Genomic DNA, 23,613 nt, shown 5'->3' with positions numbered 1-23,613 from the left:
GAGCCGAAATGCATTCATGATCGAGGTGTAGATCGGGGCTCGACGGTCAGGGCTGCTGCTCAGGAAGAGGTCGGCATGCTGCTTTCGGTGGTCACACCGATGTACAACGAGCGCGAAGCGGTCGACCAGTTCGTGGCCCGGTTGCGGCCCGCTCTGGACGGGCTCGGCGCCGAGTACGAAGTGGTGGCGGTCGACGACGGCAGCACCGACGCCACGGTCTCCCGGCTGCTGCAACTGCGAGCCGACTGGCCCCAGCTGCGGGTCGTGTCGCTGCGCCGCAACGTGGGCCACCAGACGGCGCTGCGGGCCGGGTTCCAGGCGGTCCGGGGCGAGTACGTGGTCAGCATCGACGCCGACCTGCAGGACCCGCCCGAGGTGATCGGCGAGATGCTGGCGCTGGCCCGGCGCGACCAGGTCGACGTGGTCTACGGGGTGCGCAGCGACCGCAGCACCGACTCCGCGTTCAAGCGGAACTCGGCCGGCCTCTACTACTGGACGATGCGGCGGCTCGTCGGGTCGTCGCTCAGCGACCAGGCGGGGGACTTCCGCCTGATGAGCCGGGCTGTCGTGACCGTGCTGAACTCGCTGCAGGAACCGCGGCCCGTCTATCGCCTCGTGGTGCCGTCGCTGGGCTTCTCGAGCGGTGAGGTGAGGTATGCCCGGCAGGAAAGGGTCGCCGGGCGTACGAAATATCCGCTGTCCCGCATGGTCCGGCTGACGTTCGACAGCGTGACCGGGTTCTCCGCGGCTCCGCTGCGCCTCGCGACCTGGCTCGGGCTGTTCAGCTTCCTGCTCTGCGTGGCCCTGATCGTGACGGCGCTGGTCGCCTGGGGAAGCGGCGGGGTGGTGCCGGGGTGGACGTCGCTCTACATCGCCGTGCTGCTGCTCGGCGGCATCCAGCTGATCTGCCTCGGCCTGCTGGGGGAGTACGTGGGCCGCATCTACATGGCTTCACAGCAGCGGCCGCCGTACCTGATCGCCCACGACACGGCCTCTCCGGCGCCGGCCGAAACCAGCGTTCCGGCCGTCCGGACGCCTAGCTGACCAGCAGCTTCACCAGGCGGTCGAGTTCTTCGGACGGGTCGGCGGCCAGGCCCATGTGGACCGGGCCGGCCCGCAGAATGGTGCTGCGCGGGGCGACCAGCCAGCGGAAGCGCTCACCCTGGCTGATGCCGGCCGCGGCCCCGGCGCCCGTGCAGGTGGCGTCCCACGAGGACAACGCGGCGCGGATGGCGGCGACGTCGGCCCCGGGGTCGACGGCCAGCAGGCGGTCGTCGCGCAGGTCGGTGCGGGCGGCCAGGAAGTCGAGACGCTGGCTGTAGAGGACGACGCCGACGTTGATCAGCTCGCCCCGCTCGATCCGGGGCACGGCCTGGATGATCGCGTACTCGTAGGGGACTCTCACGGCAGCCACGCCTCCGGCTGCTCGGCGCGGGCGGAGAGATGCTGCAGGTACGCCTCGCGGTCGCCCTCCTCCAGCCACTCCTCGGGCACGAGGGCGATCACCTCGGCCAGCAGCTCAGGGGTCAGGCGGGCGGCGAGGGCCGGGCCCTCGGTGGCGAGCTCGGTCGCGTACGGCTTCAGAACGTGGTCGTCCCACTTGTACGGACGGTGCACGACAGCGGAGGCCCGCGGCCAGTTGTGATGGAAGTAGAGCGTCGCGCCGTGGTCGATCAGCCACAGGTCGCCGTGCCAGATCAGCAGGTTCGGGTTTCGCCAGCTGCGGTCGACGTTCTCGACGAAGGCATCGAAGGCGACCACCCGGGAGGCCAGGCCGCCCTCGACCGGGTGCACCAGCGGGTCGTAGCCGAGCGCGCCGGGCAGGAAGTCCATGCCCAGGTTGGTGCCGGCGCTCGCCTTGATCAGCTCTTGGACCTCCTCGTCGGGCTCGGCCCGGGCGACGATCGGGTCGAGGTGGACGACGGTGAGCTCGGGCACCGGCAGCCCGAGGCGGCGGGCCAGCTCGCCGGAGATCACCTCGGCCACCAGCGCGCGGGGGCCCTGCCCGGCGCCGCGGAATTTCACCACGTACGTGCCGAGGTCGTCGGCCTCGACCACGCCGGGCAGCGAACCGCCCTCACGCAACGGGGTGACGTACCGGATCGCAGTGACCTGACGTAGCACCCCGTAACACTAGCTAGGTGGCGTCCGGCCCCTGCTTCCGGAGTTCGTCGACCTTGGTCATGGCCTGGCGCAGGTCGGCCAGCCACTGGTCGGTGTGCTGGCCGACCAGCTTGACGCACCAGGCCAGCGCCTCGGACCGGGACCGGGCCACGCCCGCGTCGACCAGCGTGTCGAGGATCTGCCGCTCGGGCTGGCGCAGGCGCGTCATGACCGGGGCGGCGAGATGGGTGAACAGTTCGTTGGTGTCGCCGCAGCGGACGCCCCACGCCACCTTGCGCTGGTAGCGGTGCTCGATCTGCCGCGCCACACGCATGCGGGCCTCGCGGGTGTCCTCGCGGAACTGGTTGATGCGGCCGGCGTGGGCGGCGGCCCGGTCGGCGTCGGTGGCGTCGGCGCCGAGCTCGGGCGCGGCCACGCGGCCCCAGATGATGATCTCGTCGCGGTCGATGACGATCTCGGGTCGCTCGGTGAACCAACCGTCCGGGATCGAGCCGGTGACCCAGGCCGGAGCGTCCTCGGCGTTCGGTGGCTCGACGCGTCCGGGTGGTGCGGTGCGGAATCGCATTGCTTACCTCCTAAGGCTAATTACATGATTACACCGTTTCCAGAAGTGTCGCCACACCGATCATCCTTGGGGGCACCCGGAGAAGACAGAACGCGGCAGACTGGCGGCATGGAGCTGCCGATCAACCCGCCGGTCAAGCCGATGCTGGCCAAGCCCGTCGCCGCGATCCCGCCCGGCCAGATCTACGAGCCCAAGTGGGACGGATTCCGGTCGATCATCTTCAAGGACGGCGACGAGGTCGAGATCGGCAGTCGCAACGAGAAGCCGATGACCCGCTACTTCCCCGAGGTCGTCGAGGCCGTGCGGGCCAACTTCCCGCCCCGGGCGGTGATCGACGGCGAGGTCATCGTGGCCGACACCGCGCGCAACACGCTCGACTTCGAGGCGCTTCAGCAGCGCATCCACCCCGCGGCGAGCCGGGTCAAGCTGCTCAGCGAGCAGACCCCGGCCGGCTTCGTGGCGTTCGACCTGCTCGCGATCGGCGACGAAGACCTGACCGAGGCGCCGTTCGGCGAGCGCCGGGCCCGCCTGCTCGAGGTGCTGAAGGACGCGAAGCCCCCGGTGTACATCACTCCGGCCACCGACGACCTCGAGACCGCCACTCGCTGGTTCGCCGAGTTCGAGGGGGCCGGGCTCGACGGGCTGATCGCCAAGCCGCGAGACCTGCTGTACCAGCCGGACAAGCGGGTCATGAGCAAGATCAAGCACAAGCGGACGGCCGACTGCGTGGTCGCCGGCTACCGGGTGCACAAGTCGGCCGACAACCGGATCGGCTCACTGCTGCTCGGGCTCTACGACGAGCGGGGCGTGCTGGCGTCGGTCGGCGTCATCGGGGCGTTCCCCATCGCCGTACGCGAAGAGCTCTTCCAGGAGTTGCAGCCGCTGGTCACCGGCTTCGAGGGGCACCCGTGGGACTGGGCGTCCCACCTGCAGGGCGAGCGGACGCCGCGCAAGAACGAGGTCAGCCGCTGGAACAACGGCAAAGACCTGTCCTTCACGCCGCTGCGACCCGAGCGGGTGGTCGAGGTGCGCTACGACTACATGGAGGGTGTCCGGTTCCGGCACACCGCCCAGTTCGAACGGTGGCGTCCCGACCGTGACCCGCGCAGCTGCACCTACGAGCAGCTGGAACGTCCGGTGCAGTTCGACCTGGCCGAGGTGCTCACGAGCCGCTGACAGAGTCTTGTCAGACCGACCGGCTAGCCTTTCCCTCAGCAACCCAGCCGTCGAAAGGTCAGCAACGTGCAGCGTCGTCCCCGCTCGGTGATCGCCGTCCTGGCCGCGGTCCTGACCGTCGCCGCCGGGTGCACTGTGCCCACCTTCGCGCCGAACGGGTCCAGCGAGGCCGGTCCGGTCACCTCCTCGGGCGCTCCCGCCACGAACGGCACGGCCGACTGGCAGCCGTGCCCCGACGTGCCGAAAGACCTGGTCGGCCAGACCGCCCCCGGCATGACCTACGACTGCGCCAAGGTCAGCGTGCCGCGCGACTGGAACGACCAGAACAACGGCGAGACCTACTCGATCGCGATGATCCGCATCCGGTCGTCGAAGCAGTCCGGCCGCATCGGCTCGCTGCTGCTCAACCCGGGCGGCCCGGGCGGCTCCGGTGTCGAGCTGGCGGCCATCCTGTCCTTCGGCGAGGCGTTCGGCGGCCTGCCCACCGAGATCACCAACAGGTTCGACATCATCGGGTTCGATCCGCGCGGTGTCGGCCGCTCCGACCCGGTCAAGTGCATCTCCCCGGCCGACCAGGACGCGAGCTTCGGCGCTCCGCCCGACCCGCGGAGCCTGGCCGAGTTCGACAAGCTGGTCACGCTGAACAAGCGGATCGCGAGCGAGTGCGGCGCCAAGTACGGCGACCAGCTGCCGTTCTTCTCCACCGAGCAGGCCGCCCGCGACATGGATTCGCTGCGCCAGGCCGTCGGCGACGAGAAGCTGAGCTACCTGGGCTACTCCTACGGCACGCTGCTCGGCGCCACCTACGCCCAGCTCTTCCCGAAGAACATCCGCGCGATGGTGCTCGACGGCGCGGTCGACCCCAAGCAGAACTTCGTCGAGGGCTCCGAGACCCAGGCCAAGGGCTTCGAGCGGGCGTTCACCAACTTCACCAACTGGTGCAAGGCCACCCCCGACAAGTGCCCGATCGCAGCCGGCGCGCGCAAGGCGGTGACCGAGGCGCTGGCCACCGCGACCACCAAGCCGGTCGCGGGCGCCGACGGTCGCAAGGCCACCTCGGGCTGGGTCTTCTACGCGGTGATCTCGTCGCTCTACACCGAGTCGGGCTGGGCCAAGCTGGCCGACGCGATCGCCGAGCTGAAACAGGGCAACGCCAAGGGCGTGTTCACGCTGGCCGACCAGTACGCCGAGCGCAAGCCCGACGGCACCTACAGCAACCTGTTCGACGCCAACATGGCGGTCAACTGCGCCGACACCGACGACGCGCCCACCATCGACGAGGTGCGCCGGCTCCAGGGCGAGTGGCGGCAGAAATACCCGATGTTCGGGGCGGCGCTGGCCACCGGCATGCTGTCCTGCGCGGTCTGGCCGGGCAAGCGCGATCCCTACCCGGCCGGCGCGGCCACCGGCGCCCCGCCGATCGTGGTGGTCGGCACGACGGGTGACCCGGCCACGCCGTACGAGAACACGGCCGACCTGGCCTCGATGCTGGGCGTCGGGCAGGTGCTGACGTGGGAGGGCGAGGGTCACACGGCCTACCCGAGCACGCCGTGCATCGTGAAGGCGGTCGACGGCTACCTCATCGATCTGAAGGTGCCGCAGGAGGGGCTGCGCTGTCCGGCAAAGTGATGCCCTCGCGCTCGGCCAGGGCTTCGAGCAACGCCCGTACGCGGCGCAGGTTGGCCTTCAGCTCTTCCTGCTCCTCGTGGTGAAAGGCGTCCGAGTCGACGATCAGCTTGCTGGCGAAGTGCGCCGTGATCAGCGGAATCACCACCAGCACCATGATCGAGATCAGCAGCCCGGCCAGCACACGGCCCTGCCCCGTCTCGGGTGAGATGTCGCCGTAACCGACGGTCGACGCGGTGACGATGGCCCACCAGATCGCGTCGCCGATCGACTCCTCCTTCTCGAAGAAGTGATAGAGCACGCCGCAGACGACGATCAGCATCGCGTACGCCAGGATCAGCGTGCCCGGCGAGTTGGCCAGCCACACGATCCCGCGGTAGACCGGCAGGAACGGTTTGAGCAGCACCTTCATGGCGACATGGTGCCCGAGCGAGAGCACCCCGCGTAGGGCTCCTCGGACAGAAATGTGAGACTGCCATGATGGAGTTTCGCACTGCCACCCGCTCGGATGTGCCCGCCGTACTTCAGTTGCTGGCCGACGACGACATCAGTCGTGAGCGCGGATTCGGCGATGCGCCGGTGGCCGAGGACGTCGACGCGGCGATCTGGGCCGCCTTCGAAGAGATCGACGCCGACCCCAACAACGAGCTGGTCGTCGCGGACGACGGCGGCGAGGTCGTCGCCACCTGCCAGCTGACGTTCACGCCGGGGTTGAGCCGCCTCGGCGCCCGGCGGATGACCATCGAGGCCGTCCGCGTCCGGGTCGATCGGCGGGGCTCCGGCCTGGGCAGCGACTTCATGGCGTACGCCCTGAACCGAGCCCGCGAACGGGGCTGCCGCATCGCCCAGCTCACGACCGACAAGCGCCGCGACGACGCCCATCGCTTCTACGAGCGCCTCGGCTTCGTCGCCTCCCACGAGGGCATGAAGCTGGTGCTTTAGGTTCTGTTACGTAGTTGAGGCAGGGCTGCGGCGCGGTCCAACCACGAAACAGAACCTACGCCTCCCAGTTGGCGGCGTTCTTTCGGCTGGGCTGCACGCGTGGGGGCTCGCCCGGCATCTTGGGATGGTCGGGGGGATAGGGCATGTCGCCCTGGCCGTTCTTCTCGTCGCGCTCGACCCACTCGAGCAGGGGAGTCAGGTCGTGGGCCACGTCGTCGATGGTGGCGTGCGGGTCACCGATCTCGGCGAAGCGCTTCGGGAGCGTGCGCAGGTCGAAGTCGTCCGGTTCCACGTCGGGCAGCTCGGCCCAGGTCACGGGGGCCGAGGCGGTGGCCCGGGCGTTGGCTCGCAGCGAGTAGGCGCAGGTGATCGTGCGGTCGCGGGCCATCTGGTTGAAGTCGAGGAACACCCGTTCGCCGCGCTCCTCCTTCCACCAGGCGGTGGTGATCAGGTCGGGGCGGCGGCGTTCGGCCTCGCGGGCCAGGGCGATCGCGGCCCGGCGGACGTCGACGAACGACCAGTTGGGCGCGATGCGGACGTAGACGTGCACGCCGCGGCCCCCGGAGGTCTTCGGGAAGCCGGCCCAGCCCAGGTCGTCGAGCACCTCGTGCAGCACGCCGGCCGTAGCCACCACGTCGGCGAACGAGTTGCCGGGCTGGGGGTCGAGGTCGATGCGCAGCTCGTCGGGGTTGTCGGGGGCGTCGCCGCGGACCGGCCACGGGTGGAAGACGACGGTGCCCATCTGGGCCGCCCAGGCCACGTGAGCCAGGTCGGCCGGGCACAGCTCGACGGCCGTACGCATGCTGGGGAACTTGATCTGGGCCGTCTGGATCCACTCGGGCACGCCGCGCTGGGGGATCCGCTTCTGGAAGAACGCCTCGCCCTCGATGCCGTCGGGGAAGCGTTGCAGCGTCGTCGGGCGGTTGCGGAGCGCGCGCATGATCCCGTCGCCGACGGCGAGGTAGTAGTCGAAAACATCCCGCTTGGTGTAGTTCCGCTGCGGGAACATGACCTTGTCGGGACTGGTCAGGCGTACCTCGTGGCCGGCAATCGAGTGGATTTCCGCGGCGGCTTTGGGCATGCGATTGACCATAGGCCAACTTCAAGGCAACCGTCGGTCACGTCGGGGGCTCTTCTAGATCAAGAGCGGGGTGGTGGGTACGGACCGTCACTCACGTCGAGGGCGAGCTTTTTTAGATCAAGAGCGGGCTGTCGTAGCGGGGTGGTGGGTACAGACCGTCACTCACGTCGAGGGCCGCGGCGCGGCGAGCAGGGCGCTGGCGCGCCCAAGGCGCTCACCCCGCCACGGCGACGTGCGTGAGTGGTTGCGCTCTGAAGGTCAACTGCGGACGCGGTTGTCCAGGGGCTGTGGCTGGCTTGCCCACCATTCTGTGGGGACCATGTCGTGGATCTCGTCGGCGATGGCCTTCAGGTGGTCGCCGGTGGCGTGGCCGTGATGGGCGTCGGCGATGGCCTTGACGCGCACGTACCACTCGGCGAGCTGTTCGCACTTGACCGAAATCTGGTAGTCCATGGAACCGACGCTAAGCCTGTCGGTGGCCGCTCGTACTGGGAACCGCGCACCGGCATCCGCACGAGGCCGCGGGCGGGCTGTCTCTGCTCGGGACGGCACGGCGCTCGAGGTGCGCACCGGCACGGGCGCTGTGAGTGCTCACCGGCGCTGCGCTCGGGTGCCGGTGCCGGTGCCGGTGGCGGTGGCGGTCGGGCTGCGCTCGGGGTGCGCACCGGCACCGTTCTGGGGGTGCCGGTGGCGGTCGGGCGTCAGGCGGTCTTCGGGTCCAGCTTGATCGAGAGGCTGTTGACGCAGTGGCGGGTGTTCTTCGCCGTCATGTGCTCGCCGCGGAACACGTGGCCCAGGTGGGAGTCGCAGCGGGCGCAGCGGATCTCGGTGCGGGCCATGCCGTGGGAGAAATCGTTGATCTCCTTGACTGCGCCCGGGATGGCGTCGTCGAACGACGGCCAGCCGCAGTGCGAGTCGAACTTGTAGTCGCTCGGATAGAGGGCGGCGCCGCACGCGCGGCACTCGTACATGCCCTCGGCCTTGGTGTCGACGTACTCCCCGGACCAGGGCGCCTCGGTGCCGGCCTGGCGCAGGACGCGGAACTCGTCGGGGGAGAGGCGCACGCGCCACTCCTCCTCGGTGGTGGGCAGGGTGGTCTCGTTCTGTGCCATACAACAAAAGTACGTCGCACTCAAAGTGCGGGCGGAGTGGTCCGCGTCTCCGTTGAACCCGGGCATGGAAGATGCAGCGGCGGCCACCTTCCGCCCCACCTGGCAACAAGCCCTCGGACGGGGTCTCTACCTCGGCTCCCTGGCGGCGATCGGGGTGTTGATCGTCACCGCGGTGCTGACCTCGCCCGGCCTCGTGTGGGTCGCCGCGCTGGCCGGGCCGACGGCAGCCGGGGGCCTGATCGGGGTGTTCATGGGGCGGTTCACCGGCACGCAGATCAGCGCGCGGGGGATCCGTACGGTCTCGGTCTTCAACGGCGGGATCGCGACCTGGAACGAGGTCGTCGATCTGCGGGCGGAGCGGCGGGGCGGCCGGACGGTGGTGTCGGTCTATCTCGACTCGGGCGCGAGTGTGCAGCTCCAGGCCCCGTACAGCGGAGGTTTGTTCGCCGCCGACCCCAAGTTCGAGGGGAAAATGTTCGCTTTGTCCCATCTGTGGCGGAGTCACCGTTTCGGTGGTCTTTCGGGATGATGACCCGCCGAGGGTTCATAATGGGTAAATCGGGCATTTGCCGCTAAGCTCCCCTGCGGACCGAGAACGCCGCACTAGGAATGGAAAACTCCTCATGAGTTCAATCAGCCGGATCGTCGCCGTCGGCCTGCCCGCCGTCGGCCTCGCCGCCGCTCTCGCGCTGGGTGTCTCCCCGGCCCTGGCCTCCGAGGCCGCCATCGACCAGGCCGCACGCCCGGTTGTCGCCGCCACCGGTTACGGCGAAGAGCCGGACGCCACCGACGAGGCGCCGACCCGCGGGCAGGGCGGCTACGGAACGCCGGCCGCGACCACCCCGGCCACGGTCACCCCGGCCGGCACCCCGGACGTCGACGACACGGACACCCCGGACACCGACACCCCGACCCGGGGCAACCCCGGCTACGGCCCGACGCCCACCGCCAGCGTCGACACGGTCACGCCGTCTGTCACGCCCAGCACCCCGACCGGCGCGCTCCCGGCCACGTCGCCCCCCGGCGGCGGTGTCAGCGCCGGCGGCGCCCTCCCGGTGACCGGCGCCCCGATGGGCACCGTCATCTCCCTCGGCGGTCTGCTGGTCGCCGCGGGCGCCGCGTCGATCTGGTACACCCGTCGCCGCCGCACCGCCTGAAGCACTTCAGAGAAAAAGGCCGCCCGACCGGGCGGCCTTTTTTCTGCCGGAAGATCGGCAAGATCGCCGCCAACCAGCCACCGCCTCCCCCGCCCTCAGGGTGGGATCACCCTACGCCGCTTCCCGGACGGCAAGCGTGTTGTCCACAGGCAGGTGGCTTGGTGGTTTTGAGCGTTACCACGCACTCAGGTCGCCCGGTCGTGTCGAGCGTTCTGGGCGCGCAGCGCCCTGCTCGGCGCGGCCGGGCCCTCGACGTGAGTGACGGTCCGTACCCACCACCCCGCTACGACATCCCGCTCTTAAAGTACGAACGCGTCCGTCCAGAGCTGGCGCGACTTGCCGGACAGCGCCTGCATGAGGCCCACCGCCTGGTTGTCGGTCAAGCCGGCCACGAAGTCGACGACGGCCCGGCCGCGCGCCCGGTTGATGCGTTCGGGCGTCCCGGCCGGCAGCTCGGCCTCGGCCAGCTCGACCAGATCGCGGAGGCGGCTCGGGATGCGCTCCTCCTCGTCCGGATCGACCAGCCAGTCCATCAGCGCGTCGACCAGCGAGGCGACCAACCGTCCCTGACCGCGTTGGTGCAGGGCCAGATCGGGGCGGGCCAGCACGAACCGGTTCTGCACGAACTTGAGGATCTGCACCTCGTGCCACTGGGCCGTGGCCAGCTGGACGTGGCCGGAGCGGACGGCGGGGTCGGCGATCGTCTCGACCGATTCGACGAGCCGCCTGGTCCACGTGGCCGAGAACGCCGCCACCTGGGACTCGGCGTCGAGCGAACCGTCGAACGGGCGGGCCAGCAGGCCGTCGACCAGCTCGGCCCGCACCAGCTCGACGGCGGCCGCGAAGGCGTCGTCGTCGGCCATCCAGCCGTCCTTGCGGTGCAGCTGGCGGCGCAGTGACTCGATGGCGCCGCCGGCCCGGGTCAGATCCGTCCGGGCGCCCCAGCGCTGCCAGGCCATCAGCTCGGTGGCGACGGCGCCCTGCTGGAGCACGCCGACCCGGTGCACGTCCTCGAGGTCGTGGATGGCGTACGCGATGTCGTCGGCCGTGTCCATGACCGAGGCCTCGACGGTCTGCTGCCAGTCCGCGACCCGGCCCGCGAAGGGCGCCCGGGCGGCACGCATGTCGTCGGACTCGGTCGAGTAGGCCCCGAACTTCAGCGAACCGCCGTCGGGATCGTCGGGCGGCGGCGCGGCGCCCCGCGGGGGTGGATCCATGAAGCGCTGCGGGTCGCGGCGGGTCCACGGGTATTTCAGGATGGCGGCGCGCACGGCGTTGGTCAGGTTGAGCCCGAGCGTGGCTTGGCCGCGGCTCTCGGTGCTGGTGACTATGCGGTACGACTGGGCGTTGCCCTCGAAGCCGTCGCGCAGCTTCAGCCGCTGGCGGGCGACCCGGTCGAGCACCCGCTCGCCGAGGTGGCCGAACGGCGGGTGGCCCAGGTCGTGGGCCAGGGACGCCGCCTCGACGACGTCGGGGTCGCAGCCGCCGAGCTTGTCGGCCAGGCCGGGGTCGACGCGCTCGGCGATGGCCCGGGCGACCTGGGCGACCTTGAGGCTGTGGGTCATGCGGTTGTGCACCAGCAGACCGGCGCCCCCGGGGCTGATGACCTGGGTGACGCCGGCGAGCCGGGCGAAGAACGGCGACGCGACGATGCGGTCGCGGTCGACGCGGAACGGGCTGGAGGCGAGGTCGCCGGGGGCGACCAGCCGGTCGCCGAAGAGGCGCTGAGCCCGGGGATCGTCCATCCCCGGAAGGTTACCGGGCCTGGAGGGCGTCCAGCGCGACGGACATCGCCGCGACCAGGCGACGGTCGACGCGCGGGTCGTGGATCGTGACCACGTAGCGGTCGCGCAGGCCCCACTTCTTGACGACCGAGAAGACCGGACGGTCGGCCAGCACGAAGTCGAAGTGGTAGGGCAGCCACGACAGCGACTCGACGAAGCGGCGCAGGATCGCGACCAGCTGGTTGGTCTCGCGGCCGACCATCTCGCCGAAGCCCGGCTGCTCCAGACGCCAGGTGGAGCGGATCAGCGACTCCTTGAAGATCTTCTTGAACAGGCCGATCGGGGCGCCGTTGGCGTCGGTCACGTCGTAGGTGGCGCCGAGGTCGATGCGCTGGCGGGCCTTGAAGCCGAAGACCGGCACCTGCTTGGTGTCGTCGGTGTAGAGGGTGACCTGCTCCTTGAACGCCATGCGCTTCTGCTGCGCGAAGGCGAGGATGCCGGCCTCCTGGCCGTCCGGGGTGACGGCGTGGATCTCGTATTGGTTGACCATGAGCCGCAGGCGCTGACGGATGATCAGCTGCTGCTGGGCCTGAAGGGTGTCGACAGTCACGGCTGAGCAGTGTGTCACACCTGGCATCCGCTGGCGGGACCCCAGCCCGGCCCGTCAGACTGGTCGGATGGCGAAGCGAGGACGTACGGGATCATTGATCGCGCTGGCCCTGGGCGCGGCGGCGGTGTGGGTCGCGCGGGACATCCCGCGCCAGATGGGGGCCCGGGCCAAGGGTGAGCGGCTGGCCCGCATGCAGGCCTCGCCCCAGTTCGCCGAGGGCAAGTTCCACAACACGGTCCCGGCCACGATGCTCGCCGCCTCGTCGATGCCGAGGATCTTCGCCGAGACGCTGCGCGACCGGGAGCGCCGCCACCCGCGCCTGCCCATCCCGGTGGTCACCCCCGACCCCGGGGCAACGGCCGACGGCCTGCACGTCACCTGGTACGGCCACTCGTCGGCGCTGGTCGAGATCGAGGGCAAGCGCGTCCTGCTCGACCCGGTGTGGAGCGAGCGCTGTTCGCCGTCGCAGGTCTCCGGCCCCAAGCGCCTGCACGAGCCGCCCGTCGCGCTGCGCGACCTGCCGCCGCTCGACGCCGTGCTGATCTCGCACGACCACTACGACCACCTCGACATGCAGACCATCCAGAACCTCGTCGACCTGCAGGCCGCCCCGTTCCTGGTGCCGCTGGGCGTGGGCGCCCACCTCGAGCGCTGGGGCGTGCCGGCCACCCGCATCGTCGAGCTGGACTGGAACGACACCCACCGCGTGGCCGGCCTCGAGTTCGTGGCCACCGCGGCCCGGCACTTCAGCGGGCGCGGGTTCGGCCGCGACGGCACGCTCTGGGCCAGCTGGGTCATCAACGGGCCGACTCGCAAGGTCTTCTACTCGGGCGACACCGGCTACTTCCCCGGCTTCGCCGAGATCGGCCGGCAGCACGGCCCGTTCGACGTCTCGCTGGTGCAGATCGGGGCGTACAGCGAGAACTGGCCCGACATCCACATGTTCCCCGAGGACGGCGTGGCCACCCACGTCGACGTACGCGGTGGGCTGATGATCCCGGTCCACTGGGCGACGTTCAACCTGGCCCTGCACGACTGGCCCGAGCCGGCCGACCGCACCTGGCGTGAGGCCAAGGCGCGTGACGTCCGCCTCGCGGTGCCGCGCCCGGGCGAGCGGGTCGACGTCGACAACCCACCCGCGGTGGACGGCTGGTGGCAGCAGATCGCGTAGCGGCCGCGCTGCTGGTTCTCGGCAACGGGCTGGACGGCTCCGGTCTCTCCGCCGGCAGTCTGGCCCGGGTGCGGGCCGCGGTTTCCTATCCGTACGTCGAACGGGTCGTGTTCTCCGGGGGCTGGGAGCAGGCTCGATCGGGCGCAGTGGAGCCGCCGCCGGGCTGCCGCGAGGCCGACCTGATGCGGTCGACCGCGGTTGAGCTGGGGCTGGACCCCGGTGTCGTCCGGATCGAGTGCCGGTCGCGCAGCACGCTCGAGAACCTGCTGCACGTGGCGGCGGACGGGCTGCTCGACGGCCTCCGGCTCGGTCCGGGGCGCCCGCTCGGGCTGGTCACGCACGCCTGGCATCTGCCGCGGGCCCGGTTCCTGGCCGGCAAGGTGCTCGGGCTGCGGGGCGCCGCGCTGGTCGATGTGCCGGCGGCCGGCCTGCCCAGGTGTGGCGTCTTCGAGTACGGGGTGCGTGCGGCGTCCCGGGTCTGCTTCTTCGGCGTGCGGGACCCGGCTGTGCTGCTGCGCCGGGAGCGACGCATGGTGGCGATGTTGCGTCGCGGGGTATAGCACCGGTCATGGTTCTGCTTGTGCCGGTTTATCAGCCGGGCGACGGGTTGTCCCGTCTGGTGTCCGACGTGCGTGCCGCCGACCCTTCGTGCCCGATCGTCCTGGTCGACGACGGCAGCTCGACGCCGGTCGACGAGCCGGGATGCACGCTGTTGCGGCACTCGGTGAACCGGGGCAAGGGAGCGGCGCTGCGCACCGGCTTCGCGCACATCGCGGCGGAACACCCCGGGGAGCCGGTCGTGTGCGCGGACGGCGACGGGCAGCACAGCGCCGAGGACATCATGCGGGTCGCGGCGCGGGTGGCTTCCGACGACCACGTGGTGCTGGGCGTGCGACGGGTGCGGAGGATGCCGCCCCGGTCCCGGCTGGGCAACGCCGTCACGCGGGAGCTGTTCCGGGCCGCCACCGGGCGGTGGGTGCGGGACACCCAGACCGGGTTGCGCGGGTATCCGGGCTCGATGCTCCAGTGGCTGTGCGAGGTGCCCGGCGAGCGGTTCGAGTACGAGATGAACGTGCTGCTGGCCGCGGTGCGGGCGGGCCACCGGATCGAGCAGGTGGAGATCGCGACGACGTATCTGGACGGCAACGCCTCGTCGCATTTCGGCTCGCTGAGCGACGCGGCGCGGGTCTACCGGTCGTTGTTGCGGTTCGCGATCGTCGACCGGTTGTCGCTCTAGTCTTCTCGTGGCTCAGGTGGCCGCGTTGAACGCGGCCGTGAACAGGGCGGCGAGGACGAGGACGAGGACGGTCAGGAACCCGGCAGCGGGAACCCAGGTCTTGTGGCGCGCGGACCGGGCGGCCGGGGCGGAGCCTCGGGCAGACGGACGGCGCCCCAAGTGGTAGCCGGCGACGACGACGGCGGCCACGATCAGCATGATGGCGACGCTCACTGCGGAACTCGGGTGGAACGTCATGGCGTACCCCCTGGAGAGACGTAGCGGTGCCGGATAGTGATCGCCAGTGTGCGGTCGGCCGGGCATCGCAATCCAGGGGATATTCGGTCGTAAAGGACGTAGAGCGCGCTCAGCGGAACGAAGTCTCCTGTCGCTTATCCGACCGTCGACCGGGCTGAGGCCCCACTCCCCGGAAGCGAGGAGCGGGGCCTTTCAGCAAGAGCCGGTCAGGACACGGCGGACGGTTGGCGTGGGACGCAGATCTTCACCGCGCCCGGCGCGACCTTGGCCGAGAACGACTTGGTCTTGGTGCGGGCGCCGCCGTCCAGCTCGTACTCCATCTTCGACTCCAGGTGCACGTCGATGCGGCGGGCCCGGGTGGTGCGGACGAACGGGGAGCTGTCGCTGCGGCCGACCGCCATCGTACCCAGCGCCCGCGCCCACTGCATCGCGCCTTGCGCTGTGGCCACGCCGACGTCGAGCCAGCCGTCGTCCGGCTTGGCGTCGTCGAAGGCCTTGATGCCGCCGGTGATCTTGCTGACGTTGCCGATCAGGACGCAGCTCGCCTCGTCCTGGAACCACTTCGTGCCGTCGATCTTGATGGTCGCCGTGGCCGGTTCGCCGTTGACGTGACGCAGGCCAGCCCACACGTACGCGAGCTTGCCCAGCCGGTCCTTGAGGTTCCGGTCGGCGTCGTTGATCATGGCGCCGTCGAAGCCGATGCCGGCCATCACGCCGAAGTATTCGCCGTCGAGCTTGCCCAGGTCGATCGCCCGGTCGTCGCCGTGCAGGGCGATCTCCACCGATTCCTCGAGGTCGGCCGGGATGCCCAGGTTGGTGGCCAGCAAGTTACCCGTGCCGGCCGGAATGATTCCCACCGGCACCTTCTTGCCCGAGCGGGCGACCACGTCGATCGACCGCTGCACCATGCCGTCGCCGCCCCAGACGAGCAGCCTGTCCGGCTTGTCCTTGAGCGCGGCGAGAACCGCCTTGGGCGCCTTCTTGCTCTTCGGCACCTCGTACCAGGCGAGGTCGTCGATCCCGGCGTCGGTCAGGCGGCGGCGCAATTCGTCCAGGCCGCCGCCCAACGTCTTCTTCTGGTGCGCGACAACAGCGATTCTGCGGGGGGTTCGCATGTGCTGCGCACTACCCGAATCGCCGGAACGGTAATCAGCTCACCGTTTCCCGCATACGCTGCTCGGCGGCCGCGCTGCGGATCACCATGAGGCGCAGCTCGAGCTCGTCGGAGACCATCGAGGCCAGGTGTTGCAGGGCCTGGAGCTGGCGGGCGGTGGTCTCGCGGGGCTTGTTGTCGATCACGTTGACGGTGCCCAGCCGGTAGCCGTCGTGGGTGCGGATCGGCGCCGCCGCATAGAAGCGCAGGCCCAGCTCGCCCCGGACGAGCGGGTGTTCGAGCGTGCGCGGGTCGACCGCCGCGTTGTTGATCACGTAGACGTCGTCCTGGGCGATGACCGAGGCGCACAGCCCCGGCTCCTTGCCCACCTCGCGAACGCCGGCCAGGCCCTGACAGGCGGCGAGCCACACCCTGTCCTGCTCCACGAGCGAGACCGTCGCGATCGGAGTGTTGAAGATGGCGCCGGCGACGAACGCGATCCGGTCGTACGCGTCCTCGACCGGCTGATCGACCAGCCGGTACCGGCGGACCGCCTCGAGCCGCGCCTGTTCCTCCGGACCGACGTTGTCCAGATACTCGTACGCGTTCGACGACACGGGATTGCTGTTGGTCATGGCCGGTGATCCCCCTCACATTCGACAATGGTGCAAGGAGCCTAGGAAGGTCCGCGGTGTCCGGCAATGCTCTCGATGGCCGAATTACACTCACAGCCGAGCCTCAGGCGTGAATGTCGCACAAAGTGTCAGTCGCTGGGTACATGCTGACTCGTGACCCCTACCGCCGCCGTCGTCGGGCAACTGGCTCGTGACCTCGTCCTCACCGTTGATCAACTACCGGAGCCGGGAAGTTCGGGCGTCGCGGGCAGCCGCCACGAGCAGCTCGGCGGCAAAGGCGCCAATCAGGCGGTGGCGCTGGCTCAGCTCGGCGTGCGACCGTCCCTGATCGCCGTGGCGGGCGACGACATGATCGGCGACGTGCTGCTGGCCCAGGCCCGGCGGGACGGCATCGACGTACGTTCGGTGATTCGCCGCCCGGGCGCGCTGACCGGCCTGATCGTGGAGATCCTCGAGCCCGGCGGCCGCTACCGCTACGTGGAACACCTGCCGCCGCCGGTGCTGCTCGGCGAGGACGACGTGCTGCGCGCCCGGCAGGTCATCGAGGGGACGGACGCCGTGCTCGTGCAATTGCAGCAGCCCGAGGCGGCGACGCTGGCCGCGGCCCGGATCGGTCACGAGGCCGGCAAGCTGGTCGTGCTCGACGGCGAGATCAAGGACAAGAGCCTTCTCGTGTACGCCGATGTGGTGCGCGCCGACGAGGCGGAAGCCGCCGGCCTCGACGAGGACGTGCTCGACCACGGGCCGAAGCTGCTGGCCCTGGCCCGCAAGGACGGCAACCTGTTCGTGTGGCGGGGCGGACGGGTCACGATCCCTCTGGACGACGCCGAGGTGGTCGACACCACCGGCGGCGGGGACGCGTTCGTGGCCGCCCTGACCGCGGCGTTGCTGGCCGGGGCCTCGTACGAAGAGGCCGCGCAACGGGCGACGGCCGCCTCGGCCGCCACCGTCACGCACGTGAGCGGACGTCCGGAGCTGCGCGATGTCTGAGATCGCGCCGGCCGAGCCGTGGCTCGTCCGGGAGGTCGGCACGCCCGACGAACAGGACGGCGCGCTGCTCCAGGGAGAGTCGATCTTCGCGCTGGCCAACGGCCATGTCGGGCTGCGCGGCAACCTCGAGGAGCCGCACCTCGGTGGGATGCCGGGCACGTTCCTCAACTCGCTGTTCGAGGAGCGCGACCTGCACTATCCCGAAGAGGGGTACGGGTTCCCGGAACGCACACAGACCGTCGTGAACGGGCCCAACGGCAAGCGGATCTCGCTCTTCGTCGACGGCGAGAGGTTCGACCTGCGTACGGGCGAGGTGCGCCGGCACGAGCGGGTGCTCGACCTGCGGGCGGGCACGCTCACCCGCGAGGTCGAGTGGGTCTCGCCGGGCGGGGTGGTGGTGTCGCTGCGTACGGAAAGGCTGGTTTCCTTCGTACGGCCGTCGGTCGCGGCCCTGCGCTACTCGGTGCGGGCCGAGGCGGAGCTGCGCGTCGAATCCGACCTGGTCGTCGACGAGGAGCTGCCGTCGCCGCGCGAGGACGACCCGCGGACCAGCGCAGTATTGCCGGACCCGTTCGAGCCGGTCGCGCACGACGACGACAAGCTCGTGTGCCGCACCCGCCGCAGCGAACTCTCGGTGGTGGCCGCGGTCGCCCACACCGGCGCCGAGGGCACCGTCTCGTCCACACCCGAGCTGATCCGCTGGACCGCCACCGGCCGCGGCGAGATCACCTTCGAGAAGTTCCTGTCCTACCACTGGCCGGCCGACGACCAGGTGGTGGCCGACCGTGACGCCGCCGCCCGGGACGGCTTCGACACGCTGGCGGCCGAGCAGCGCGACTACCTCGACGACTTCTGGGCCGGGGCGGACGTCGAAGTGGACGGCGACCCGGACATCCAGCAGGCGGTCCGCTTCGGACTGTTCCACGTGTTGCAGGCGGGCGCGCAGGCCGGCCTGCATCCGATCCCGGCCAAGGGGCTGACCGGCAACGGGTACGACGGCCACACGCTCTGGGACACCGAGGCGTACGTGCTGAGGACGTTGACCTATACCCATCCCGGCTGTGTCGGCCCCGCGCTGAAGTGGCGGCACAACACGCTCGGCCGCGCCCGTGACCGCGCCCGTGAACTGGGCCTCGACGGCGCGGCCTTCCCCTGGCGCACGATCGGCGGGCCGGAGTGCTCCGGCTACTGGCCCGCGGGCACCGCTGCCCTGCACGTCAACGCGGACATCGCCGACGCCGTGCTGCGCTACCACGCGGCCACCGGCGACGACGAGTTCATGCGCGAGGCCGGCCACGAACTGCTGGCCGAGACGGCGAAGCTGTGGACGTCGGTGGCCTACTTCGACGACCGGGGCGTGGCCCACATCGCGGGCGTGACCGGCCCCGACGAGTACACGGCGCTGATGGACGACAACATCTACACGAACCTGATGGCCCAGCAGAATCTGCGCGCGGCCGGGATCGAGCCCCGCCTGGCCGACTGCCTGAGCATTCCGTACGCCGAGGGCCGCGAGGTGCACGAGCAGGCGGCCGGCTTCACCCGGCTGCCCGAGTGGGACTTCACCGACCACGACTACCCGCTGATGCTGAGCCACCACTACCTCAACCTGTACCGCAAACAGGTGGTCAAGCAGGCCGACCTGGTGCTGGCCATGATGGTGCGCCCGGACGCGTTCACGCTCGACGAGAAGCGGCGCAACTTCGCCTACTACGAGGCCCGGACCGTCCGGGATTCCTCCCTGTCGGCCCCGATCCAGGCGGTGCTGGCCGCCGAACTGGGACATCTGCGCCTGGCCCACGACTACCTGGCCGAGGCGGCGCTGCTCGACCTGCGCGGCGGCGGCGAGTCGGGCGGCGACGGCCTGCACATCGCGGCCTGCGCCGGAGCCTGGATAGCGCTGGTCATGGGCTTCGGCGGCCTGCGCGACCACGGCGGCGAGCTGTCCTTCGGCCCGCGCCTGCCCCCCGACCTGAAGCGGCTGGCGTTCCACCTGCACTGGCGGGGCGCCTCGATGTGCGTCACGGTCACCCGCGACTCGGTCACCTACACCTCCGACGGCGACGTCACATTTCGCCACGAGGGCCGGGAGGTCGAGGTGCGCGCGGGAGAAGAGCTGAAGTTCGCGATCGACCAGCTCGAGGACCTTCCCGCGCCGCCCTCCCCGCGTCCGCCCCGCCGCCATGCGATCTGGGCTGAAGGTCAGGGCGAACAGTAGCCAGGGTTCGTTGGCGATACGCGGGGATCACTCGATGTCGGCGTAGTGCGCCATGGCGACGAACAATCCGAGGGCTGCGCCGAACGCCCCACCCGCTGTCAGAATCGACGTCGGGACATTGTTCCCCGCAGCGTCCGACAGAAGACCCGCGAGACCGCTGACAACCAGGGCAGCGATCACCATGAGTAGAACCCGCGTTCCGCGCGGCCGCTGTGGGTGGTGCGGAGCGACGGATGGTCGCTCCGACGCGCGAGTCGCGGACTGTGCCGATCTACGGATCATGTTAACCGCCAGAGTGTCTAGATGACTACCCTGAGTGTTATTCACGAACCGTGAATTTTCCACGTGTATTCAGTCTGTGTCAAAGGATCTGGATTTCCGGGACCCTTCCGGCCCGGCTCCGGCGAAGGTTCGCCCATGCCACGTAGCTACTTGATAGCATGCAGAATGCCGGGTGGCATACGTGGACCGGACCCTGCGGTGACTGCTCCCGGTCATCCTGGCTAATCTCTCGCAACTAGTCTCTCGAATGAATACGGTGGTTCCCGGTGAATACTGGATTCTCGCAGGCCGACAGCGGCACTTTTCAGCCGCACGGTGGGTCGTCTCTCGGGTCGCTGACGGCCGTGGCCAACCGATGCACCAGCGGTCAATGCCCCACGGTGTACACGGCCTCTGGCTCGGAAGGCACGGTCGTGGTGCAGGGTTACACGCTGTCAACTGCGGACGCGGGCGTCGACGTACCGGCGGGGGAAGCGCTCGTGAGGATTCCCGTGGACCTGTTGCTTGAAGCGGCTCGTAATCTCTCCTGAACCAACCGAGGTCACATCATGGCGGGGGTGCTGGAATGGCGGCGAGTTCCGGCGCTCCCCGCCGCGAGGACGAGCCGGTCGGGCTCGTCTTGTCGCGGATGCGGCGTGCGAAGCGGCTGACGGGGGCCAGGCTCGCCGCGATGGTGGGCATGAGCCAACCCAAGATTTCCCGAATCGAACGGGGCAAGGGCCTAGCCGACCCGGAGGACGTGGGCGCCATCGCACGCGCACTCGGGGCGGACGACAGCCTGGCCCGGGACCTCATGGACCGGGCCGAACGGTCGCACGACCGGATGACCGACTGGCGACCGGCCTCGATCGGTCTCGCGGCCCTGCAGAAGACGTTGCACGACTGGGAATCCTCCGCGACGTCGATTCGGGCATTCGAGCCGGCGTTGATTCCTGGACCGTTGCAGACGAGCGGCTACGCGAAGCTGGTGCTGCAAACGATGCGCCGCATCGCTCCCATGATGGCATCCGATCTTACTGAGTCCGGTCTGCTGGCCGCCGTCTCAGCCCGCGTCACCAGGCAAGAGGTGCTCGGGGACTCGTCGAAGACGTTCCAGTTCGTCCTGGGCGAGGCCACCTTGAAGCACAGGCTCTTTCCGCCCGTCGAGATGCTGGCTCAGATCGCCCACCTGCGGGCCGTGATCACCCAAACCGAAAACCTGCGCGTGACAGTGATCCCTGACGATGCGCTGATTGAAGTCCCGCTGCTGCACGGGTTCTTTCTGTACGACGATGATCTGGTGATCGTCGACCTGTACAACACGGGGCTTCTCTCGCGTAGTCACAAAGACGTGGAAAGTTACCGTCGGATCTTCGACGCGTTGGAGAAGCAGTCGACGGACGTAGTTCCGCTGCTCGACGAGTACGAGGCGAACTACATCAGGCTCCTCCGAGACCCGCAGAGGCCTCCCCGATGAGCATCGGGCGCTGACTCGACCAGGCGGAAGCCGTCAGTGGTGGCCGTCGCCGAACTCCTCGGCCCAGACCCGCCAGTTGTCGAGGACGCCGTACAGCGAAGGGGTCAGCCAGCCGGGGGCCGAGCGCCGGAAGACGCCGGGGTCCATGTGGCCCGCGCCCGAGGGAAGAGCGCCGATCAGGTGCGGGACCAGCTCGCTCAGGTTGGCCCAGTGGACCAGCTCGGGATCGTGGGGCCAGGCGCCGATGACCACGCCGGCCGGCACGCCTCGGCGGGACAGGGCCTCCAAGGTGAGCGCCGTGTGGTTGAGGGTGCCCAGGCCGGCCCGGGCCACCACGATCGTGCTGATGCCCAGAGTGGTGGCCAGGTCGGCGACCGTCCACGATTCGCCCGAGGGACGGACGCCCATCGGGACCAGCAGGCCGCCGGCCCCTTCGACCAGCACCAGGTCGTGCTTGTCGGCCTCGGCCCGGATGGCGTCGACGACCTCGTACAGCTCTAGCGGTGGCAGGGAAGCCACGGTGGCTGCGCTCAACGGCGCCAGCGGGTCGGGATATTCGGCGAGCGTGCGTGTGGTGTCGGGCGCGGCCAGGCGGGTGATGACCTCGATGTCGGTCGGTTCGCCGTTGGCGATGCCGGTCTGGCCGGGCTTGACGACCGCGACGCGAAGCCCCGCCGCCTGGGCCGCGGCGGCCACGGCGGCGGTGACGATCGTCTTGCCGACCTCGGTGTCGGTGCCCGTCACCAGGACGATCCCGCGCCACTCGCCGGCCTCGGGGCGCCGTGGGGCCGGCTTGGCCTGCGCGGACAGCTCGGCTGAGACCTCCGCGCTGATCGACTCGGCACTCGGCAGATCGTCGAGTCCCGAGCCCGTGCCGCCGGGAGCGGGCGAGACCGGCCCCGGCGCTTCCGGCACGGGGTGGCCGGGGGCGGGCGAAACGGGCACCGGCACTTCCGGCACCGGGTGGCCGGGAGCGGGAGAAACGGGCACGGGCGAATCCGGCACCGGGTGGCCGGGAGCGGGAGAAACAGGCTCGGGCGAATCCGGCACCGGGTGGCCGGGCGCCGGAGAAACAGGCACCGGCGAATCCGGCTGGGGGTGCTCGGGTGTCGGAGTGGCCGGCGGAAGCGGCGTCGGCGAGGCCGGCGCGACACCCGGCGGAGTCTCGGCCGGGGGGATCTGCTCGGGCTCGACCGGAGGCGCTGTGGCGGCAGGACCGATGGCACCAGCGGCGGCGTCGCCCGTGGCGTTGACAGCGGCCGATTCGATTGCGCCGATGGTGGCGGCTGTGAGGTCGTTGGTAGCGGTTACGGGGACAACCGCGTTGGGCGCGACCGTGGCCGGGGCGGCGCTGGACCCGGCCATGGGACGTGGCGGGTTGGAAGCGGCGACACCCTCAGCTGCGGCGAGGGCGCGGTGGGGTGTGTCGGTGTCGAGGTCGCCGCCGGAGTAGGCGCCGGCGTTGCCGTGGGCGGGCTGGCTGCCCTGGGTGCCGGCGTTGCCGTGGGCGGGCTGGCTGCCCTGGGCGCCTGCATTGCCGAGGATGGGCTGGATGGCGCCGGCGTCGCCGAGGGCGGGCTCGGCGGGCAGCAGTGCAGGCTCGGCCGGTGTCGGCAGCGACTCCAAGCCGATCGGGGTGAGGATTGTCTCGGCGTCGGGGGCGGTGGGCGTGAAGGATCCGGATCCGGCCTTGAAGACGGCTGTTGCCCGGGGGAGACGGGCCAGGATCTCGTGGAGGTCGGGGGAGGCCGCCTCTCGGGGGGTGGGGCGGGTCACGGGGCGCACTCCACGATGACATCCAGGGCGCGGGCGAAGTCGGGCTCGGAGATTCCCGCGTTCAGGGTCAGGCGCAGGCGGGAGCTGCCGTCGGGGGTGGACGGCGGGCGGAAGCAACCCACAGCCACGCCGCGGTCGCGGCAGTCGTCGGCCCAGGCCAAGGCCGCCTCGGGGCCGGGGGCCAGCACCGAAAGCACACCGGCAGGGGGAACGGGAACCTCCGGACCGGCGGTGGCGACTGAGTTGTCGTGACCGGCGGTGGTTACCAGAGTCTCGGGACCGGCGCCGGCAACGGAGACCGTGGTGACGACGGTTTTCGGGCCGTCGGCGACGGCGGCGTCAGGCCCGGCGGCAGCATGGGGAGCACCCGGGTCGGCGGCGGCAACGGGGGGCTCGGGCCT

The 23,613-nt window shown here is 70.2% G+C and carries 26 protein-coding genes and 1 pseudogene; 12 read left to right on the top strand and 15 right to left on the bottom strand.

Translation table 11 applies throughout. The features are described 5' to 3' along the window. The first annotated feature begins 75 nt into the window (after positions 1-75). Positions 76-1,044 carry a glycosyltransferase family 2 protein gene (locus tag LXN57_RS37480; protein ID WP_251802965.1) on the top strand — a complete coding sequence of 323 codons (969 nt, stop codon included), beginning with the start codon at positions 76-78 and terminating at the stop codon, positions 1,042-1,044. Here LXN57_RS37480 and LXN57_RS37475 read toward each other — a convergent pair. Genes LXN57_RS37475 through abmR form a run of 3 tightly spaced genes read right to left on the bottom strand, consistent with a single transcriptional unit; the run spans position 1,037 to position 2,689 of the window. Next, positions 1,037-1,414: a DUF3037 domain-containing protein gene (locus LXN57_RS37475; RefSeq protein WP_308206684.1), complete on the bottom strand. Its 378-nt coding sequence runs from the start codon at positions 1,412-1,414 to the stop codon at positions 1,037-1,039. The genes LXN57_RS37480 and LXN57_RS37475 overlap by 8 nt on opposite strands. Further along, the gene (locus tag LXN57_RS37470; RefSeq protein WP_251802964.1) at positions 1,402-2,124 is read right to left on the bottom strand and encodes a HipA family kinase; all 723 of its coding nucleotides are present in this window, start codon (positions 2,122-2,124) and stop codon (positions 1,402-1,404) included. The genes LXN57_RS37475 and LXN57_RS37470 overlap by 13 nt, the downstream gene beginning before the upstream one ends. A gap of 13 nt (positions 2,125-2,137) precedes the next feature. Continuing rightward, the gene (gene abmR / locus LXN57_RS37465; RefSeq protein WP_251802963.1) at positions 2,138-2,689 is read right to left on the bottom strand and encodes an ATP-binding transcription factor AbmR; all 552 of its coding nucleotides are present in this window, start codon (positions 2,687-2,689) and stop codon (positions 2,138-2,140) included. A 108-nt stretch (positions 2,690-2,797) separates the two neighbouring features. Here abmR and LXN57_RS37460 point away from each other — a divergent pair, with 108 nt between their 5' ends. Next, positions 2,798-3,865: an ATP-dependent DNA ligase gene (locus LXN57_RS37460; protein ID WP_251802962.1), complete on the top strand. Its 1,068-nt coding sequence runs from the start codon at positions 2,798-2,800 to the stop codon at positions 3,863-3,865. A 66-nt stretch (positions 3,866-3,931) separates the two neighbouring features. Further along, positions 3,932-5,494: an alpha/beta hydrolase gene (locus LXN57_RS37455; protein ID WP_251802961.1), complete on the top strand. Its 1,563-nt coding sequence runs from the start codon at positions 3,932-3,934 to the stop codon at positions 5,492-5,494. On the opposite strand, the gene LXN57_RS37450 is transcribed toward LXN57_RS37455, so the two are convergent. Continuing rightward, complete coding sequence (locus LXN57_RS37450) at positions 5,445-5,903, bottom strand: potassium channel family protein (protein WP_251802960.1); 459 nt, start codon at positions 5,901-5,903, stop codon at positions 5,445-5,447. The two genes, LXN57_RS37455 and LXN57_RS37450, sit on opposite strands and share 50 nt — an antisense overlap. A 68-nt stretch (positions 5,904-5,971) precedes the next feature. On the opposite strand from LXN57_RS37450, the gene LXN57_RS37445 reads away from it, so the two are divergent. After that, positions 5,972-6,433 carry a GNAT family N-acetyltransferase gene (locus LXN57_RS37445; RefSeq protein ID WP_251802959.1) on the top strand — a complete coding sequence of 154 codons (462 nt, stop codon included), beginning with the start codon at positions 5,972-5,974 and terminating at the stop codon, positions 6,431-6,433. Between the two features lie 55 nt (positions 6,434-6,488). Here the strand turns inward: LXN57_RS37445 and ligD are convergent, their stop codons facing one another. The 3 genes from ligD to msrB all read right to left on the bottom strand — a co-directional run bounded on the left by ligD (position 6,489) and on the right by msrB (position 8,626). After that, positions 6,489-7,514 (bottom strand): non-homologous end-joining DNA ligase, encoded by a 1,026-nt coding sequence (ligD, locus tag LXN57_RS37440; protein WP_251802958.1) that lies wholly within the window; start codon positions 7,512-7,514, stop codon positions 6,489-6,491. 258 nt (positions 7,515-7,772) lie between these two features. After that, positions 7,773-7,967, bottom strand: a complete 195-nt coding sequence (locus tag LXN57_RS37435) for a hypothetical protein (protein ID WP_251802957.1) — start codon at positions 7,965-7,967, stop codon at positions 7,773-7,775. Positions 7,968-8,215: 248 nt separating this feature from the next. Then, positions 8,216-8,626, bottom strand: a complete 411-nt coding sequence (gene msrB, locus LXN57_RS37430; RefSeq protein ID WP_221378795.1) for a peptide-methionine (R)-S-oxide reductase MsrB — start codon at positions 8,624-8,626, stop codon at positions 8,216-8,218. A 64-nt stretch (positions 8,627-8,690) separates the two neighbouring features. Between msrB and LXN57_RS37425 the strand changes: the two genes are divergently transcribed. Next, positions 8,691-9,155, top strand: coding sequence for a hypothetical protein (locus LXN57_RS37425; RefSeq protein ID WP_251802956.1), 465 nt, complete (start codon positions 8,691-8,693; stop codon positions 9,153-9,155). 94 nt (positions 9,156-9,249) lie between these two features. Beyond that, positions 9,250-9,783 carry a hypothetical protein gene (locus LXN57_RS37420; RefSeq protein ID WP_251802955.1) on the top strand — a complete coding sequence of 178 codons (534 nt, stop codon included), beginning with the start codon at positions 9,250-9,252 and terminating at the stop codon, positions 9,781-9,783. Between the two features lie 299 nt (positions 9,784-10,082). On the opposite strand, the gene LXN57_RS37415 is transcribed toward LXN57_RS37420, so the two are convergent. After that, entirely contained in the window at positions 10,083-11,528 is a 1,446-nt protein-coding gene (locus LXN57_RS37415) for a deoxyguanosinetriphosphate triphosphohydrolase family protein (protein WP_251802954.1), read from the bottom strand. Between the two features lie 10 nt (positions 11,529-11,538). Further along, positions 11,539-12,117: an LURP-one-related family protein gene (locus LXN57_RS37410; protein ID WP_251802953.1), complete on the bottom strand. Its 579-nt coding sequence runs from the start codon at positions 12,115-12,117 to the stop codon at positions 11,539-11,541. Positions 12,118-12,184: 67 nt separating this feature from the next. On the opposite strand from LXN57_RS37410, the gene LXN57_RS37405 reads away from it, so the two are divergent. The 3 genes from LXN57_RS37405 to LXN57_RS37395 are packed head-to-tail and all read left to right on the top strand — an operon-like array spanning position 12,185 to position 14,525. Further along, the gene (locus tag LXN57_RS37405; RefSeq protein ID WP_251802952.1) at positions 12,185-13,288 is read left to right on the top strand and encodes an MBL fold metallo-hydrolase; all 1,104 of its coding nucleotides are present in this window, start codon (positions 12,185-12,187) and stop codon (positions 13,286-13,288) included. Continuing rightward, the gene (locus LXN57_RS37400) at positions 13,270-13,848 is read left to right on the top strand and encodes a YdcF family protein (protein ID WP_251802951.1); all 579 of its coding nucleotides are present in this window, start codon (positions 13,270-13,272) and stop codon (positions 13,846-13,848) included. The genes LXN57_RS37405 and LXN57_RS37400 overlap by 19 nt, the downstream gene beginning before the upstream one ends. A gap of 8 nt (positions 13,849-13,856) precedes the next feature. Continuing rightward, complete coding sequence (locus LXN57_RS37395) at positions 13,857-14,525, top strand: glycosyltransferase family 2 protein (protein ID WP_251802950.1); 669 nt, start codon at positions 13,857-13,859, stop codon at positions 14,523-14,525. Between the two features lie 12 nt (positions 14,526-14,537). Here LXN57_RS37395 and LXN57_RS37390 read toward each other — a convergent pair whose 3' ends face one another. From LXN57_RS37390 to LXN57_RS37380, 3 genes are all read right to left on the bottom strand, one after another. Then, positions 14,538-14,762: a hypothetical protein gene (locus tag LXN57_RS37390; protein WP_251802949.1), complete on the bottom strand. Its 225-nt coding sequence runs from the start codon at positions 14,760-14,762 to the stop codon at positions 14,538-14,540. Positions 14,763-14,968: 206 nt separating this feature from the next. After that, positions 14,969-15,877: a diacylglycerol/lipid kinase family protein gene (locus tag LXN57_RS37385; RefSeq protein ID WP_251802948.1), complete on the bottom strand. Its 909-nt coding sequence runs from the start codon at positions 15,875-15,877 to the stop codon at positions 14,969-14,971. A 34-nt stretch (positions 15,878-15,911) separates the two neighbouring features. Continuing rightward, entirely contained in the window at positions 15,912-16,490 is a 579-nt protein-coding gene (locus LXN57_RS37380) for a GAF domain-containing protein (RefSeq protein WP_251802947.1), read from the bottom strand. Between the two features lie 153 nt (positions 16,491-16,643). On the opposite strand from LXN57_RS37380, the gene LXN57_RS37375 reads away from it, so the two are divergent. Together LXN57_RS37375 and LXN57_RS37370 are read left to right on the top strand one after the other, a co-directional pair. Continuing rightward, positions 16,644-17,480: a PfkB family carbohydrate kinase gene (locus LXN57_RS37375; RefSeq protein WP_251802946.1), complete on the top strand. Its 837-nt coding sequence runs from the start codon at positions 16,644-16,646 to the stop codon at positions 17,478-17,480. Next, positions 17,473-19,698 carry a glycoside hydrolase family 65 protein gene (locus tag LXN57_RS37370; protein WP_251802945.1) on the top strand — a complete coding sequence of 742 codons (2,226 nt, stop codon included), beginning with the start codon at positions 17,473-17,475 and terminating at the stop codon, positions 19,696-19,698. The genes LXN57_RS37375 and LXN57_RS37370 overlap by 8 nt, the downstream gene beginning before the upstream one ends. A 27-nt stretch (positions 19,699-19,725) precedes the next feature. Here the strand turns inward: LXN57_RS37370 and LXN57_RS37365 are convergent, their stop codons facing one another. Next, a complete protein-coding gene (locus LXN57_RS37365) occupies positions 19,726-19,881 on the bottom strand; it encodes a hypothetical protein (protein ID WP_251802944.1) in 156 nt (51 codons plus the stop codon). Between the two features lie 664 nt (positions 19,882-20,545). Here LXN57_RS37365 and LXN57_RS37360 point away from each other — a divergent pair. Then, positions 20,546-21,436, top strand: a complete 891-nt coding sequence (locus tag LXN57_RS37360; RefSeq protein ID WP_251802943.1) for a helix-turn-helix domain-containing protein — start codon at positions 20,546-20,548, stop codon at positions 21,434-21,436. A 33-nt stretch (positions 21,437-21,469) separates the two neighbouring features. Here the strand turns inward: LXN57_RS37360 and bioD are convergent, their stop codons facing one another. Beyond that, positions 21,470-22,246, bottom strand: coding sequence for a dethiobiotin synthase (bioD, locus tag LXN57_RS37355; protein WP_251802980.1), 777 nt, complete (start codon positions 22,244-22,246; stop codon positions 21,470-21,472). A gap of 962 nt (positions 22,247-23,208) precedes the next feature. Next, a pseudogene (locus LXN57_RS37345) lies at positions 23,209-23,613 on the bottom strand (hypothetical protein); the annotation flags it as partial.

The organism is Paractinoplanes hotanensis, assembly GCF_023717965.1.
GTDB classification, from domain to species: domain Bacteria; phylum Actinomycetota; class Actinomycetes; order Mycobacteriales; family Micromonosporaceae; genus Actinoplanes; species Actinoplanes polyasparticus.
The sequence above is the reverse complement of the archived record's forward strand: the minus strand, read 5'-3'. Positions and strand labels throughout refer to the sequence as shown.